The organism is Morganella sp. Je.2.23, from assembly GCF_051129855.1.
In the GTDB taxonomy this organism is placed as follows: Bacteria; Pseudomonadota; Gammaproteobacteria; order Enterobacterales; family Enterobacteriaceae; genus Morganella; species Morganella sibonii.
The window spans coordinates 1,943,957-1,959,691 of the sequence record NZ_JBCPSQ010000001.1 but is presented as its reverse complement, the minus strand read 5'-3'; the positions used below and the strand labels follow the sequence as shown (position 1 = coordinate 1,959,691).

Here is a 15,735-nt window from a genome sequence, read left to right as displayed (position 1 = left end):
GGACAAACAACATGAAATATCTGCAAATGACTTCCCCGGTAAGCCGTGTAAATTCTGACTGATAACCAGAGCATAAATCACAACAACTACCGGTATAACATTGAGGGGGCAGAATGTCATTATCATTAACTGAAGCCGTGAATCTGTTGAAATCAAAAAAATGGATTGATCTGACACACGCATTTAATGCGGATTCACCGTACTTTTTTATGTTTGAACCGGCGGAATTCAAAACCCTGTTTGATTACCGTGACGGCTTTTTTGCCCAGCAGTTTACTTTCCCCGGCCAGTACGGCACCCATATTGATGCACCGTGCCATTTTGTGGAGGGACGCCGCTTCGTTCACGAGCTGGAACTGAAGGAGCTGGTGCTGCCGCTGGTGGTGATCGATCAGTCCGCCCGCGCACAGCAGGATGCGGATTTTGCCTTATCCGCAGAGGATATTCTGGCGTTTGAGCAGGTACACGGCCGTATCGAAAGCGGCAGTTTTGTGGCTTTACGCACGGACTGGAGCAAACGCTGGCCGTCACAGGCACTGATGGATAACAAAGATGCGGAAGGCAACAACCATATTCCGGGCTGGGGTCTGGATGCGCTGGAGTTTTTGTTCCGTGAGCGGGGAATCAGTGCGGTGGGGCATGAAACGTTTGATACCGATTCAGCGCAGGATTTCCGTAAAAACAGTGCGCTGCTGGCAGAATATTTTGTACTGGATCAGGATGCGTATCAGATAGAGTTGCTGACCAATCTGGATAAAGTCCCGGCCAAAGGCGCGGTCATTTTTAATATCGTGGCAAAACCGGACAATGCAGGCGGGTTCCCGGTCCGGTCATTTGCGATTTTACCGGATTAATCGCGGCACATTTCCCGCAGCACCGAAAGCTGGTGTTCCAGTGTGGCATGAATAATCTGCCTGCCCTGGCGGATCAGGCAGTCGCCGGGGAGGAGGGTGTTGTCTGTTTCAACCGATATATCATCCGGCAGCGTTATTGTGCCTTCTGCTGACAGCCACTGATGCAAAAATGTGGTCTGATCCGGGTGTACGACCAGCGCCACGGAAAAACCGGGGTTTATCTGTTTCATGCTCCGGCGCAGGGCCGCCCGCAGGCGGTTCTCAGGTGGTGTCTCTTCCAGCAGTATCTGTACGGTATGGCAGATCATTGCGGTTATCTCATTATCAAGTTGCGCGATAACCTCTTTGCAATGACGGCGGGTCTGCAACAGGGCTTCCGCCTGCCCGGAAGCAAGCTCATCCTGTGCCTGCCTGCGCACCTTTTCTGCCTCATCAGCCAGTTCTGTCCGCATCTGGCTGCGCAGTTGTTCTGTCTCCGCTTTCAGCGCTTCTCTGCTGAGTAACCCGCGGTAACCGGCAGCCGGGATAATGCAGGGGGCTGCCGTCAGGGTAAACGTATCCGCGGTCAGGCGGCTGAAGGGCAATCTGACGCTGTCAGCGCCTGAAGTATCGTCCGGCATAATGTGTTCAGAAAAGTTGTGAGTTCAGAAGGAAACGGGATCAGCGGCACGGTATCCGGAAAGCGCAATTCCGCCCGCCGGTGAAATTGCTCATGGCTCTCCCGCAGCAGATAAAACCACAGCTGACGGCCGGTGACACTGAGAATCACGTTATCCTGATCAGTATGAGTGAGTGAGCGCTGGTAGTTGTGCAGCGGTAATAATAAGCCGGATTGCCAGTTCAGAAGCCGTCCGGCATCTTCCTGTGTTAAAGCGGAAAAAGGGTGACGGCGGGCGGGAACCGGCCAGTGCGTCATCAGATCCGGCAGGTAGAAACAACAACCACAGAAAGTCAGAAAGCGTTGTAATCCGGTGTCACTCAGTAATATCGCCCGCTGAAGCCCGGACAATACCGTTATTTCTGCGGTTAAGTCATAATGGCTGAACAACCGGCTGTTCAGCAGCGGATTTCTGTATTTATCCGGCAGGGCGGATATGAGTGAATAATCCGGCAGTGTATCCAGATTGCGGGGATGGCAATACAGTGCCGGACAAAAGAAAAACCCGAATTCAGTCAGCGGAGCCATGACGTAATTTCCGGCGGTGAAAGAAAAAATGCAGCAGGTGAGATAGCAGCAGCAGTATCGCAAATCCGGCAATATACCCCAGTAATTTAGGATAAGAGCCGGTGGTGACCTGTATATTCAGCATCGTCCGTAATTCCGGTGTGGTGATCACCGGTTTGGTGGCCACCGCCGGTATCAGTGTCAGGCTGATATTCTCAGGCTCCAGTCCTTCAATACTGTTTTTTGCCAGCTGCATAATTTGCTCACGGTAGCGGAATACCGGAATATCAGCGGAATATTTAATAAATATCACAGCCCGTCCCTGTTTTCCGTCCGCGGTCTCTGGATTGGCCTGAGATTCAGGCCGGGTAAACAGCACTCTGGCGGTAATCACACCATCAATATCGGATAATATCTGAGCCAGTTCCTGTGAGCGGACATAGCTGAGTTTGGCCGTCAGTTCCTGCGGGCTTGGGATCAGCGTATCGCCGGTGAAAATATCGTTCAGGGATTGAAATTGTCTCTGCGGATAGCCGCGTTGTTTGAGCAATTCAATGGCATAAGGAACCTGTGATTCCTCAACAAATAACGTTGCCATTCCTTCTTTGCCGGATTTTTTTTCCGCAATAATATGATTCTCCAGCAGCAGAGAATACATTTCATTCGCTTCTTTTTGCAGTAATCCGCTGTACAGCTCTGTTTTACAGGCCGTCAGTAATAATATTGACAGGCTGATTATAACAAAGCGGAAATAGCGGGAGAGTGCAGAGATAAGTAACCGCATATTACTGGCTTTTAATAATAGTATCGATATTCTGACTGACTTTTCCGACAGTTTTTGCCAGTAATTCTTCACGGAAATGAATTTTTGCCAGGGTTAATTGTGTCTGCAATAATATATCCGGCGATGTCAGTGCTGCACTGTCACGCAATCCGGCGATACTGTCAGCATCCTGTTTCATTGTCCGGTAGAAATTATCAAATATCTTTTTGAGGTGTTCTGTTTCCTCAGCCGGTTGCGCTGATACAGTATTCTCCTCCGCTGTCACCGCGAGATCAGACAGCGGAAGTGTATGGGTACGGAGTGCAGATATCATTGTGATCACCGGATGTTATTCTGTTGCAGAACCAGCTGATTATTTACTGCTATCTGCTGATTCAGCTCGGCAGATATCAGATGTTTAAGTGTTGTGCCGGAAAGTGAATCCGGTAATTTCTGCCATAACCGTGACAAAATAAATTCCTGGTGAGGACCGTATTCATCATAACGGGACAAAATCGTCAATAACATATCCCGGCTGATAGTATTCTGATAACTGATTTTTTTTAAATCAGAAATAACCGGCGTCAGCAGTGTATTACATAACTCACGATACTCCGGGTTTTCAACTGTGCAGTTTTCAAGTTCCAGCCATAGTTGCTCACGGTTTTCAGTGATATCAGATATTTCATTATTGCTGTTTGTATCTTTGTTCATAAAAACAAATCCTTTTCAAATTGTTCGGCAAATACCGTTAATTCGTTATTTCCGTCGGATTTTAATATTTTTATTGTTTTTTTAAGATTATGGGTAAGGCCAAGATGGTATTCACTTAATGCTTTAAACGGTAACAGTGATGAACTGCAGCTACCTGACAGCAGATGAACAATCTCTGTGTATTTTTGGCAGGCATGCCAGGAGGTCACCAGGATCAGTTTTCCGCTTTCATGATACCGCGTGTCCTGCGTCAGCAACCAGGCAGCAATAGCCTCCGCTTCTTTATATTTTCCGGCAAGAATACCGGCCAGCGCGATTTCAGCAAGAAGACGTTCATCTGAATATACCATCATATTTTCTGCAGTATATTCTGCATAATATCTTTCATTGATTTAACTAATGAAGATGCGGTATTAAAAACAAGACTCCATTTTGTTGTCCGGTATTGTAATTCCTGTAACAACGCCGGATTATCCGGATTTGTTTTTAAACTTTCTATTGCGTCTTTCAGCTCTTTTTCATTTGTCTGAGCCTGTTCTTTCAGGCTGTTCAGTATGTCATCAAGTACACTTCCGCTTCGTGTCGGGTCAAAAATAATTGGCATAAATTCCCTTTAATACAGTGTATTTAAAATGATTTCGGCAGCATCCAATGCATCTGCTTTTGTCCGGAGCTGAGTAAAAATATGCTTACTGTTTGACGCTGACATACGACATGTTGTTTCTTGTTTTAATTTTTGTATCCGTAATAACACTGCCGGGTGATTTTTTATCAGGTAATCAAATGAATCATCATTTTTTGTCATCAGTCAGTACGATGGTGTAATATTCGTTTTTATACAGTAACACCACCTTCTCCTTATCAATGGAAATAACCCTGGTATCGTTATCCGGAGATGACCCGGCTCTGTATTTTCCCCCGCTGTCAGTAATAATATACGGTATTTCCCCGAGAGAAACCGCGCTGATCCTGATGCCGGGTTTACTGATCGGCTGTACACGAAACTCAGGCTGATAGTTAAATGTAAACTCCCGGTTAAACGTATCAAGAAATACGGATAACTGTTTTTTTAATTGTGCACTTTCCTTTCGGGCGGTGATAATAACAAGTGACGTTTCCGTGAACATATAACTGAGAATATCATTGCTTTTTTTAACTGTATTTATCTGCAAATCTGTTTTTTTTATATAATCGTCAGTGATTATTGATTGGTCATCAATCAACATTCCTGATGGTATTAGTAACGCCGGTAAAAAGTCTTTCATTGATATTTTTTGCTGATGCGGTGCCCGGGTTCCGCGGATAGTAATGTGGCCGCACATTGTGCTTAATTCGGCAGTCAGGTGATTATTCGGTGCTGCACTGAGCCATGAATTTAATGTGTTCAGTTCTGTATCCGGGGTGCTGATATTCAGCCGGTAGGCGATATCCTGTTGCCTGAAAAAAGCCACCAGTTCTTTTTCTGCCGCACGGGTCACGGACCCGCGGATTATCCATTTATTATCGTGTTTCTCCCGTGATAAACAACGGTAGGGTTCCGCCGATAAAAATTGTTCTGCGGACGGTATCGTACGTCCCGGCTGGGTGAAGAAAAAGAGTCCGGCGGAAATGAACAGCAATATAAAGACGAAAATAAAGACGATTTTCCGGTGGCGAAAGGGTATTGCTGCTGTTGTGTATTGTGCACTGAAGCTTATCCCGGCACATTCAAAACGCTTCCCGGCAACAATATGGTCACCGGGAAGAATATGACGATTACCCTGTTCCGGCGGTACACTGCTGTTATTCTCACAAAGGCGCAGACCGTTTTTATCCGCAGCCAGACGACAATGCACCGGAAGTATACCCGGATCCAGCAGTGTGATATCGGTGCGTAATGCATCCGCCCCCAGCGTAATGAATATATCGCCGGAAGGCGGAACCGGAAACGTTGCTTTTGTTCCCCGGTGCAGGCCGGATAAAACAGATAAAGTGATAGTCATAGACAGGTATTAATATCCGTATTAAAAACTGTTTTTTTATGATGATGAAACCGGTTTTCCGTAATCGATAATCCGCGGCCGGATAATAAACAATCTGACAGCACTGCGTTCCTGTGTTGTTTCACTCCGGAACAGCGCTCCCAGCCAGGGAATATCACCAAGTAACGGAACTTTTGATTCTGTTTTTAATTCTTCATCGCGGTAAATACCGCCGATCAGCAGCGATTGATCTAATTCGACCCGCGCAATGGTATCAATAACGGTACGATTGATTGTCGGGATCGTATCACTGTTGTTATTACCGGCTTTCTGATTACCGTCTTCGATATGCAGGGTCATATCCAGCAGGGTATTTTGGGTTTCCCGGATAATACGGGGTGTTAATTGCAGGAGTGTTCCGTAGGTGATGCCTTTTAATTCAGCGACCCGCTCACCGTTGACTTTGACATAATAGGTTTCATTATGGTCGATCAGTGCCGGGCTGTTTTCCAGCGTCAGAATTGTCGGGCGGGATACCATCCGGGCATAGCCTTTGGTTTGCAGCAGATGTACGTTAGCCAGCAACTGATTCAGTCCGGTCTGATTGAGCAGCGTTCCGGCCGCGGCACCTTGTGGTGATAAGGTGGAAGATATACTGATATTGGTCTTACCGCTGCTTATGGTGCCGCCCCAGTCAATACCCAGAGCACCGGCACGCTGAGTATCAACATCGATAATATAAAGTGCGATTTCTATCCGGGATGTCGGGATGTCCAGCTTACTGATCAATTCCTTATATAATGCTATTTTCTCAGGTGTATCCCGTAAAATAATGGCATTCAGTGTCGGGTCTGCATTAATAACACCCTGATAGTTATTCTGACCTTCCGGTGACTTGTATCCGGGAAGATTAACCGGTCCGGAAAGAATTCGGGATAAAATAGTGGCAACGCCGGGTGCGGTAATCTGACTGTCGCGGTATTTAATAATCCGGTCGATTGCTGAACTGTATTTCAGCGGAATAATAGTGACAGTTTGTACCGGTGAAAGATGTTGCTCACTTAACTCACTCTCTCTGGCATCAATTGCCTGTTGTGCAAATGTGAGATAAGCAGGCGGCCCGGCCAGCCTGAGTTGCCGCGGGGAACTGATTGTTATTTTCCGGTGGCTGTCAGCGATACCGGTATCCCGTAACAGTGTGGCGGCATCTCCTGCTGTCAGGTATTTCAGCCCTATAGTCCGGGTCTGATTACTGCTCTTTTTACTGACATACAGCGTATTATTATAAAAATACGTTTCCAGACGATAGAGGCGGGACAATTTTTCCAGAAATTCTGTCGCCGTATCCGCACTGAGATGATCATTCACAAACCCTTTTATATCCGGGCTTATTTCGGTTTCAATATCATTATTGGCGGCAAAATTGATCAGAACTTCGGATAACGGGGTATTGTTGGCAATAAAGCTGTAAGGTTCATCAGAGGTAAATGACTCAGCCTGACAAACAGAGAAAAACAGGGATATAAGTATCCCTGTCAGGTAATGGTTTATCCGGCGGACATTAATACCAGAGTATAGTGTCACCATGCAGGCAAAGATTTCTTTGATATAACCATTGATATACGCGTTCATTATTATTTTCTTTCAGTAATAAAAGAGAGTCGATGAATATCTGTAACTCATCCGGAAAATGGTCATGCGTCAGCGTATTATTGTGATAAACAGTGGCACGGAATGCATCATAAAGGTCACGGACACTAAACAAAACAGATTGCTGTAATGTATTAATCTCATTTTCCAGCCGTGCCGCTGTTTGTTTACAATCTGATAGCTTGTGTTCTGTCTCATCAATAACAGACTGACCAACTAATATGTCATTATCTCTGTAAAGTGAAACTAAGGCTGACAGCTGCTTTTCATTAATAAGATATTCATCGTATGTATTTTTCAGTGTGATTAATTCACTATGGTTTTTATTCTGCCAGTATTGATAGGCACCAGTAATAATCCAGTCGACCCAGCAGCGGGATTCGGATAGTCTGATCGTATCAGCCAGATATGATTCCCAGTTATCCGGATGTTGATATATGGCTTTTCGGATCATAACTAAATCACTATGCCGGAAAGGAATATTCCATTTTTTCCTGCGGCTGAACCAAGCGGTTTTTTTTAATTTATCAATATTTTCTCGGTGAATATATTTTGATAATAAATCATTTTCATTATATTTTTCATAAAAAACATATGCGTCAGTATCTGACACAATAGCAGTATCTTTTGTTTTGTTAAGCATAATTCCCTCTGTGTTAAACATAAAGTACAGCAAAGGGGACAGCCTAGCAGACGCGATATTATATTGGTGTAATTTTTATTTTAATTTTTTATCATTATTCGTCAGATAATGTGGTTGGTTCTGGCTTTACTGGGGGTAAATCCGAATCGTTTCCGGTAACTCTGTGTAAAATAAGACTGACTGGAAAAACCGGCTTCCATGGAAATATCTACAATACTCATTTGAGTATTTAACAGTAACTGGTGAGAGAATAATAACCGGCGCTCACTGATCCATGCCCGCGGAGATGTACCGTAAACTGTACCGAATAATTCTTTAAAGGTGGTCAGACCCATACCAAATTCTTTGGCGAATTCGTTCAGTTTCCAGTCTTTCAGATAATGTTTTTCCATGAACGCCTGTAAACGCTCAACCTGACGGTTACTTAGCTGACGAAGTACCGACATCAGTTTTATTCCCTGTTCACTGAGCGCAATAATCAGCAACAGCTCCTCCAGCTTTAATTTCATCAGCGGGAAAGGGGTATTATTCTGATAGGAACTGTACAGTCCGTCAATACTGCCGGCCATGATATCAGAGTGCGGAAAAAACAGAATACCTGAGGTAGGTTCAGTAATTCTGTGAAGGTGTGTCAGTATGTCAGAAAAGCGATGAAGAAAATCACGCAGAAAGTTATTACTGAGGGGTACCCATAACAAGCGGGCATTTTCAGATACCTGCTGATATGCATAACTGCCCTGGTTGGAGAAAATAATTTCATTTTTATTCACCATGAAAGAGCTGGTGCAATCCTGCCATTTCATGGTGCCGGAGACCAGGATATACAGTCCCTTTTCCTGCTGCTCAATAATATTGAAGTCAGATGATTCGATGGCTACAGGCTGTATAATAATTTGTTCGCTATCTAATAAACTAAGTGAATTCATAAGCATCTCTGAGTAACGAATGCGGGTAAAAATCAAAAGTGACGGTCTTAATACATTCAATGTATATAATTATATAGTCAGTAATGATGTTTTCTACTTTTAAATCCTGATTATCAGAGTTAATGGCTTTATTTATTGCTTTAGATAGCTCTTTATTCACAGAGTGAATCAATATCCTCATAATCAGATGATTAATTAATCGTTAATGGAAAGATGTCATTAAAATTAAATAATAAAAATGTTAATGTCATAAAATGACAGGAACAGAAAAGATACATGCGATGTGGTTATTTAACAAAAAAGCGGAAAAAAAAAGAAAGAAAGCTATTAAGGGGAAATATACGTTATTTCAGGGAAAATATTTCCGGGTTATGTATGCATAATGTCATTAAATGTAAAATTAACGTTTTAATTTATCATTGATTGTTATCGGTGAGGTCAGTGTCTGCACCACGATATTGATCGCTTTTTTCCAGCCAGTATAAAATCTCAGCAATGATTTCCAGTGTTGACGGCGGAACAGCACTGCCGATCTGACCAACGCGGTAGAGGTAGCGGGCCAGATATTTCTTTTCAATCAGCGGAACGCCTTCCTGCCGGGCTATCCGGCGGATATGAAGTGCAATATCATTTTGTTCTTTAAAAGTGATCACCGGCAGTGGTGTCCGATCTTCCCTGTAATCGATACCCACCGCATAGTGTGTGGGATTGACAACGATACAGCGTGATTTCCTGACGGCTGATCGCATATCCTGCTGCTGTATCTCTTTGTGGAACTGCTTGCGTTTGCCTTTTATTTCGCTGTTACCTTCGGATTCTTTGTATTCATTTTTGATTTCCTCTTTGGTCATCAGCATCTTTTTCTGATAGCCGTGACGGGAAATAACAATATCAGCCAGCACAATGATCAGTACCCCGGAAAAAAACAGATAAAGCAGCCACTGTCCGATATCGTATGCAACCATCAGATTTTCGCGGATATTGACAGTGACTAACCTGACAAATGACGGATAGTGGCGGCGCAGTAACCAGAAGAGGATGAGTGACAATAATCCGGCTTTGATGACGGATTTAATGAATTCCCAGATATTATTGAGGGAAAATATTTTTTTGATCCCTTTATGCGGGGAGATATGGGTAATATCACATTTTATGGCGGACAGGTTCAGCAGCAAACCAAACTGAAGAATATGGCTGACAACAATACCGGCAATAAATACCCCGGTAAGTGATATCAGCGGGGGAAGTAATTTCCCGGCAATCAGCACTTTTATATCCGATATCATCAGCGGCAATGGCCGGGTGGCAGCACTCTCAAGGGTATATTGTAACAGTGAATAAAAAGCGGAATATAATGACGGAATAAAGGTGATCAGCCCGCAGACCTGACACAGAGAGATCAGAAAAAGCAGTAATTCCCGGCTTTTAAATACCATGCCTTGTTTGCGGTTATCCCTGCGTTTTTTGGCCGTGGGCTGTTCAGTTTTTTCTCCGCTCATACTGTTTCTGTCGTCACAATAACGGCATATTCAGACGGGTGATAAGGGTAAATGTTTCCCTGACCAGGGTGGTCAGCGGTTCATTGACCAGCATGATATAACCGGTCGCGACAAAGAGTGCAACTGCCGATTTAAGCGGCATGGCAATAACAAAGACATTTAAGGCGGGAACAAATTTATTGATAAACGCCAGCGCAATTTCGGTCAGATACATCGGTATGATAAGCGGCAGGGCAAAATTAATCACCGCATGGCTATAAAGTGACAGTAATCCGTAAAACAGCGGCAGCAGCGTTGCCGGAAACGGAAAATCAGATGCGGTGATCGGATACCAGATCAGACTCCGGAAAAATAATGTCAGTAACTGAAAAAATAAACCTGATGTCAGATAAAACAGGATCAGATACTGCGTGAAAAAGATGCCGGTCAGAGATGCCTGCTGCCCGGAAAGCGGGTTCAGCATGCTGCCTGCCGTGGCACCGCGTTGCTGATCAATAAATTGTCCGGCTGCTTCGATGGCCCAAAACGGTATAACTGCAATCACACCAAAAAGTAACCCGGTGAAAAATTCCCGCAGAATAATAAAAAAGAAAACCCAGGACGTCAGTTCAGGCAGCAATGGCGGCAGACTCTGACGGACAAATAATCCCAGAGATAATACGATAGCATTATAGATTAAGCGGTGTCCGGTCAGTGATTTATTTATCAGCGGTAATAATAAGAAAAAACCGTATAACCTGGGCAGTGAGAGGAAGAGGGAAATCAAAAAGGGATAAATTAATCCGGTTAATAACATTACAGTAATCCGAATATCTGATTCATAAATACCAGTAATTGCTGACCGGACCAGCTCAGCGTCATAAACAGTGTGATAACCACCGCAGTCAGTTTGCACAGAAACCCCAGTGTTTGTTCCTGAATCTGTGTAATAGCCTGAATTATCGCCACCAGTACACCAACGATTGTTGCTGCGAGGATCGCCGGCAGTGACAGAATAAAAATCAGCCAGAGCATTCGTCCGGTGCAGAAAAGCAGTTGCTGATCCATCGTCAGAACTGATAACTGAATAACAGGGCGCGGGTCAGTTTTTCCCAGCCGCCGACCATCACAAATAACAGCAGTTTTAAAGGAACAGAGAGTGTCATCGGTGATACCATCATCATTCCCATTGCCAGTAAAATATTGGAAACAATAAAATCAATGGCCAGAAACGGTAAATAAAGTAAGAAACCCATTTTAAAGGCATTGATTAATTCACTGAGCGTAAAAGAGGGTAACAGAATATATAACGGCGGATTATTTTGTGACGGGTGGTACCGTTCCGGCCAGATGCTCTTAACCGTTTCCTGAAAGAACTGACGGCTTTCAGGGGCGGTATTTCTGATTAAAAAATGGCTGTATATTTTTTCTGCCCGGATGACGGCCTCTGACAGATATGCCGGTTCAGACGATAACCGGTCAGTATCAACGGCATCTTTAATATCGAATATCACGGGTCCCATAACAAACATTGTCAGGATCAGGGCGAAGGCGTGCATCGTCAGATTTGATGGGATTTGCTGTACGCCGAGGGCATTACGGAACAGAGACAGCACAATCCCTATTTTAATAAAGGCAGTTCCGGTCACAATAATCACCGGTATAAAGGACAGCAGTGCCAGCAGGACAATTAAAGAGACCGGTTCTGAAATAGTCATGACCCGGTGTCACTGTTTTCCGGGATACCGGTCAGTGTTTTAATCTGAACGGCAAGGCGCTGCTGAAATGAAACCAGTATGCCGTCAGCAATATAATCGTCGTCGCAGAAAACACGGATATAATGTTCAGATTGCCCGGTCAGTGTTATCAGTGAATCCGGCTTCAGTGCGGCCAGTTCATCCAGTGTTATCTCTGTTTCTGCCAGCTCAAAACGGATCACACTTTTCAGTGATGATAATGCGGTTTTACGCCGTGAATGTAGGGTCATTTTTCGGATAGTCACCTTATTTGAATCCAGGGTGCCGGTTGCCGCAAAAGCGTGCCGGTAATAAACAGAAACCGGAATGTGGTCATCAGAAAACGGGCTGATAATCAGATCATCGGTGTTCAGTCTCAGTATTTCACACCGGGGCAGATAAAAATCGGCAGAACAAATATGTATTTTCAGGGGTATTTTCGCGGTTGGTGTATTCATTAATTCAAGGTGGGAATGAATGAGTGATATATCAGAAAATACGAAAATAGCACTGCTGAAAATAACGGTAAGTCCGGTAACAGTTTTGTTTTCTTTTATTATTTCCTGTAAATGAAATTCTGCGGAGTGGCTGTCCAGCCATGCTGTAATCAATGTTGTCAGTATATCATCCGGTAACAAGCGAATGTCGGTACCTGATAATTGCGGCTGAAGTAAAACAGCCAGGTCATCATAAGTACAGTAAACAGAGCCGGACTGTCCGCGCCGGGTGACAGCCAGTGTCAGTGTTGTGGTGTGTGTCTGATACCGGATTTCCGCATCCCCTGAACCGGAGGAATAGCGCGTCCGGTAACGCTGTTTCAGCCGGATAGCGGCAAGATCCTGTTCGCTGAGGATAATCACCGGGTTTGAAGAACTGTCGTTCATTTATTTGCGCCTCACGGCAGAGGCGGACCCGGAAAGGTGTCCGGTGAGCGAAATAGTGACCGGCTGAGGCGTTTTCTGTGTCAGCCGATCCTGTAACTGAGACAGGCAGGACAGCAGAAGTGCCTGTCCCGCTGACGGACAGCGGATCTGAATATGCACACCGTCTGCACTGTGGCGGACAGTGAAACTGACTTCTCCCAGAACCGGAAAGGTGGCCCGGCAGGTGCTCAGTGAACCGGTTTTTCCGGCAATATGGCTGATGCGGCTGAGCAGTGTATCGCTGATAGCGGTGATAAGATCGTTTCTGCGAAGCTGAAGATGTGCCGTTATTTTTTCTGTGTGGCTGTACGGAACAAGATCTGCGGGGATAGTTTCTGTTTCACCGGGGATTTTGCGGTCAGTGCCTGTATCCTTATCTGCGGCGTTGCCGCGGAAAACCGGCGGTGTTGAGATCGGTTCCCCTTTATCTCCGGCCGGGAACAGACAGAATCCGGGAATCTCTGTTTTTGGTTGTGGCGATATGGCTTCTTTCTGTGGCCGGGCGGAGTGCTGCGGAGATATATCAAATGCCGGCGGGAACTTTCCGTGCTGAGTGACAAACAGAAACCGCCGGATCTCCGCGCTGGTGGCGACAGCTGCCGCTGGTGTGTATACAGCCGGTTTCAGTAACGGTACCGGAACTGCGGTGGTGGCCGGCGGAGAGAAGAAAAAACGTGCCATCAGAACACGTTCCGGTTGATAAGCTGTTGTTTCAGATCCAGTCGTTGTAACTGTTTCTGACGATCGTTCAGAATGCGCTGTGCGGCTTCCGTCGTCTGCGCATGACTGCGCAGCGCATCTTCCGCCAGTACGGTATCGGCACTCAGTCCGATCATTTGCCGGCGGCAGAGATCCAGATAACCGGCGGTCGTGACGGACCCGGCATCCGGGCCTGCGGCAAGTGCATCACGGCACCGGGATAGTACGGCGGCCTGTTGTTCCAGTGTTTCCCGGCGGTGGTTCAGTTGTTGTACTGTTTTGCGGGCTTCCGCCGCCAGTTGTTCTGCCTGTGCTGACTGATAGCGGTAATAACGCAGAATGCGTGCCCGTTTGCTGTTGCTGATGGCGATCATAATACAGACTCCGTGATTTCCCGGCAGGTTTGTGCATAATCCTGAGATTCATCCGTTCCCTGTTTCAGCCATTGCATGATGTTGCGGTATTTGCGGATGATGTCATCATTATCCGGATTTTTTCCGGGCTCATATTCGCCAAGCTGGATCAGAAACTCCAGTTCATCATATTGCGCAAGTACCGTCTTTACAGCGGAAGCCGCTTTTTTCTGACTTTCCGGAATAATACGGTTCATGACCCGGCTTGCGGATTTCAGAACATCAATGGCCGGATAGTGCTGCATTTCCGCCAGTTTTCGCGTCAGAATAATATGTCCGTCAAGGATTGAACGGGTTTCATCCGCAATCGGTTCATTCAGATCGTCACCTTCGACCAGAACGGTATAAAGCGCGGTGATTGACCCGGTATCGGATTGTCCGGCTCTTTCCATCAGCGCCGGTAACTGCGCAAAGACGGACGGCGGATATCCCTGACGGGCAGGCGGTTCTCCGGCAGCCAGGCCTATCTCACGCTGTGCGCGGGCAAACCGCGTCACGGAGCCCATCAGCAGCAGAACCCGTTTTCCCCGGTCACGGAAATACTCGGCTATCCGGGTGGCGGTAAAACCGGCTTTAGCCCGCTCAACAGCGGGTCTGTCCGATGTGGAGACAACCAGCACTGCTTTTTTCAGCCCGCATTCACCAAGGTCATGCTGAATAAATTCATTCAGCTCACGTCCCCGTTCCCCGACCAGCGCCAGCACACAAATATCCGCTTCGGTATTGCGGATAATCGCGGCAAGCAGGGTACTTTTTCCGCCGCCGGCGGCGGCAAATATTCCCATCCGCTGCCCCTCGCCGCAGGTCAGCAGACCGTCAATCGCTCTGATACCCAGAGCAAGCGGAGTGGTGATCATCTTCCGGGTCAGCGCCGGCGGCGGGTCGTTATGCAGATCGCCGTATATCACCTCCGGCGGCAGTGTCACCGGTGTCAGTGCTTCCCCCAGTCCGTTAAAAATGTGACCGGTCATCGACGGCCACAATGCAATCCGCAGGGGGGCACCGGTAGTGAGGACGCCGGTATTGGCCGAGATTCCGTTCACTCCGCCGTAAGGTGTGAGCAGAGCATCACTGCCGTCCAGACCGGCCACTTCGGCTTTTATCCGGTTTCCCGGGGTCAGCAGCAGGCAGATATCCCCGATTTTAACGTGGCTGACCGACGCCCGGATGAGAGTGCCGGTGACACTGAGCACCCGGCCGATTGGCGTGAAAAAGCGATCACCGGTTATGTTTGTCCGCTGTTTTCTGAGACGGGAACGCAGTGTGGTTATTGTCATAAAAACTCCTCCGCACCAGTCTGACGGAAACGGTTTGCCTGCGATGGCAGCGGAAGGGGGAATTTTAGTAAAAACTGCGGGGAGAATATAAAAATAAACGGATGCTGCTGTCAGGGAATCGCAGCAGAGCGGCCGTTATTATTTGCGGGAGGAGTTAACGGATGATTAATCGTATTTCGGCTTACGGCGCTGTTTTTCCGGAGGGAAATCCGCAGGAAATGTCAGCCGGAATGACCACGGCGGCAGTGAAACCGGCCGTATCCGGTGAATTCAGTGATATTTTTCCGTCTGAACTGGCGGCGCTGTATCAATCCGGAGACAGCCGGAAACAGTTATATCTTGCTGCCCGTCCGGTCATTGATCCGCAGCTGGCCGGGCAGCCGGTATTATTCTGTCATTTGCTGAGTGACCTCTGTTTATTAACACATTCAGAGTCTGATCCTGATATCGTCGCTGCTTTTCCGATCTTAAGCTCATTGCTCGACAATATGTTACTTCTGATATCCCACAAAAACCTGATGATAAAAGTATAA

Annotated in this window: 21 protein-coding genes; 2 read left to right on the top strand and 19 right to left on the bottom strand. The window is 46.4% G+C overall.

Going from position 1 to position 15,735, the window contains the following annotated elements; all coding sequences use genetic code 11:
* The first annotated feature begins 113 nt into the window (after positions 1–113).
* A complete protein-coding gene (locus AAZR23_RS09805; protein ID WP_218454409.1) occupies positions 114–854 on the top strand; it encodes a cyclase family protein in 741 nt (246 codons plus the stop codon).
* Here AAZR23_RS09805 and AAZR23_RS09800 read toward each other — a convergent pair.
* The 19 genes from AAZR23_RS09800 to AAZR23_RS09710 form a co-directional block, all read right to left on the bottom strand.
* Positions 851–1,474, bottom strand: a complete 624-nt coding sequence (locus tag AAZR23_RS09800) for an HrpE/YscL family type III secretion apparatus protein (RefSeq protein ID WP_434692164.1) — start codon at positions 1,472–1,474, stop codon at positions 851–853. The two genes, AAZR23_RS09805 and AAZR23_RS09800, sit on opposite strands and share 4 nt — an antisense overlap.
* Positions 1,420–2,040 (bottom strand): SctK family type III secretion system sorting platform protein, encoded by a 621-nt coding sequence (locus AAZR23_RS09795; RefSeq protein ID WP_218426471.1) that lies wholly within the window; start codon positions 2,038–2,040, stop codon positions 1,420–1,422. The genes AAZR23_RS09800 and AAZR23_RS09795 overlap by 55 nt, the downstream gene beginning before the upstream one ends.
* On the bottom strand, positions 2,024–2,803 hold the full coding sequence (sctJ, locus tag AAZR23_RS09790; protein WP_434692161.1) for a type III secretion system inner membrane ring lipoprotein SctJ: 780 nt from the start codon (positions 2,801–2,803) through the stop codon (positions 2,024–2,026). Before sctJ ends, AAZR23_RS09795 begins: the two co-directional genes overlap by 17 nt.
* Before the next feature lies 1 nt (position 2,804).
* The gene (gene sctI, locus AAZR23_RS09785) at positions 2,805–3,116 is read right to left on the bottom strand and encodes a type III secretion system inner rod subunit SctI (protein WP_218426469.1); all 312 of its coding nucleotides are present in this window, start codon (positions 3,114–3,116) and stop codon (positions 2,805–2,807) included.
* 5 nt (positions 3,117–3,121) lie between these two features.
* On the bottom strand, positions 3,122–3,496 hold the full coding sequence (locus AAZR23_RS09780) for a guanylate kinase (protein ID WP_166708280.1): 375 nt from the start codon (positions 3,494–3,496) through the stop codon (positions 3,122–3,124).
* A complete protein-coding gene (locus AAZR23_RS09775) occupies positions 3,493–3,849 on the bottom strand; it encodes a YscG family type III secretion protein (RefSeq protein WP_166708279.1) in 357 nt (118 codons plus the stop codon). Before AAZR23_RS09775 ends, AAZR23_RS09780 begins: the two co-directional genes overlap by 4 nt.
* Entirely contained in the window at positions 3,846–4,100 is a 255-nt protein-coding gene (gene sctF, locus AAZR23_RS09770) for a type III secretion system needle filament subunit SctF (RefSeq protein WP_054423755.1), read from the bottom strand. The genes AAZR23_RS09775 and sctF overlap by 4 nt, the downstream gene beginning before the upstream one ends.
* 187 nt (positions 4,101–4,287) lie before the next feature.
* Complete coding sequence (locus tag AAZR23_RS09765; protein ID WP_434692158.1) at positions 4,288–5,478, bottom strand: SctD/MshK family protein; 1,191 nt, start codon at positions 5,476–5,478, stop codon at positions 4,288–4,290.
* Between the two features lie 36 nt (positions 5,479–5,514).
* Positions 5,515–7,089 carry a type III secretion system outer membrane ring subunit SctC gene (gene sctC, locus AAZR23_RS09760; protein ID WP_166708276.1) on the bottom strand — a complete coding sequence of 525 codons (1,575 nt, stop codon included), beginning with the start codon at positions 7,087–7,089 and terminating at the stop codon, positions 5,515–5,517.
* On the bottom strand, positions 7,019–7,750 hold the full coding sequence (locus tag AAZR23_RS09755; protein ID WP_434692155.1) for a hypothetical protein: 732 nt from the start codon (positions 7,748–7,750) through the stop codon (positions 7,019–7,021). Before AAZR23_RS09755 ends, sctC begins: the two co-directional genes overlap by 71 nt.
* A 101-nt stretch (positions 7,751–7,851) precedes the next feature.
* Complete coding sequence (locus AAZR23_RS09750) at positions 7,852–8,676, bottom strand: helix-turn-helix transcriptional regulator (RefSeq protein WP_434692153.1); 825 nt, start codon at positions 8,674–8,676, stop codon at positions 7,852–7,854.
* A gap of 416 nt (positions 8,677–9,092) precedes the next feature.
* Positions 9,093–10,175 (bottom strand): EscU/YscU/HrcU family type III secretion system export apparatus switch protein, encoded by a 1,083-nt coding sequence (locus AAZR23_RS09745; RefSeq protein WP_434692150.1) that lies wholly within the window; start codon positions 10,173–10,175, stop codon positions 9,093–9,095.
* 13 nt (positions 10,176–10,188) lie between these two features.
* Positions 10,189–10,941, bottom strand: a complete 753-nt coding sequence (gene sctT, locus AAZR23_RS09740; RefSeq protein WP_434692147.1) for a type III secretion system export apparatus subunit SctT — start codon at positions 10,939–10,941, stop codon at positions 10,189–10,191.
* Positions 10,942–10,970: 29 nt separating this feature from the next.
* Positions 10,971–11,222, bottom strand: coding sequence for a type III secretion system export apparatus subunit SctS (gene sctS, locus AAZR23_RS09735; protein ID WP_166708272.1), 252 nt, complete (start codon positions 11,220–11,222; stop codon positions 10,971–10,973).
* A 2-nt stretch (positions 11,223–11,224) separates the two neighbouring features.
* On the bottom strand, positions 11,225–11,872 hold the full coding sequence (gene sctR, locus AAZR23_RS09730; protein ID WP_166708271.1) for a type III secretion system export apparatus subunit SctR: 648 nt from the start codon (positions 11,870–11,872) through the stop codon (positions 11,225–11,227).
* Positions 11,869–12,774 (bottom strand): FliM/FliN family flagellar motor C-terminal domain-containing protein, encoded by a 906-nt coding sequence (locus AAZR23_RS09725; protein ID WP_434692143.1) that lies wholly within the window; start codon positions 12,772–12,774, stop codon positions 11,869–11,871. The genes sctR and AAZR23_RS09725 overlap by 4 nt, the downstream gene beginning before the upstream one ends.
* Positions 12,775–13,494, bottom strand: coding sequence for a hypothetical protein (locus tag AAZR23_RS09720; protein WP_434692140.1), 720 nt, complete (start codon positions 13,492–13,494; stop codon positions 12,775–12,777).
* Positions 13,494–13,886 carry a hypothetical protein gene (locus tag AAZR23_RS09715; RefSeq protein WP_434692137.1) on the bottom strand — a complete coding sequence of 131 codons (393 nt, stop codon included), beginning with the start codon at positions 13,884–13,886 and terminating at the stop codon, positions 13,494–13,496. Before AAZR23_RS09715 ends, AAZR23_RS09720 begins: the two co-directional genes overlap by 1 nt.
* On the bottom strand, positions 13,883–15,202 hold the full coding sequence (locus tag AAZR23_RS09710; RefSeq protein ID WP_434692135.1) for a FliI/YscN family ATPase: 1,320 nt from the start codon (positions 15,200–15,202) through the stop codon (positions 13,883–13,885). Before AAZR23_RS09710 ends, AAZR23_RS09715 begins: the two co-directional genes overlap by 4 nt.
* A 161-nt stretch (positions 15,203–15,363) precedes the next feature.
* Between AAZR23_RS09710 and AAZR23_RS09705 the strand changes: the two genes are divergently transcribed.
* Complete coding sequence (locus tag AAZR23_RS09705; RefSeq protein WP_166708266.1) at positions 15,364–15,735, top strand: hypothetical protein; 372 nt, start codon at positions 15,364–15,366, stop codon at positions 15,733–15,735.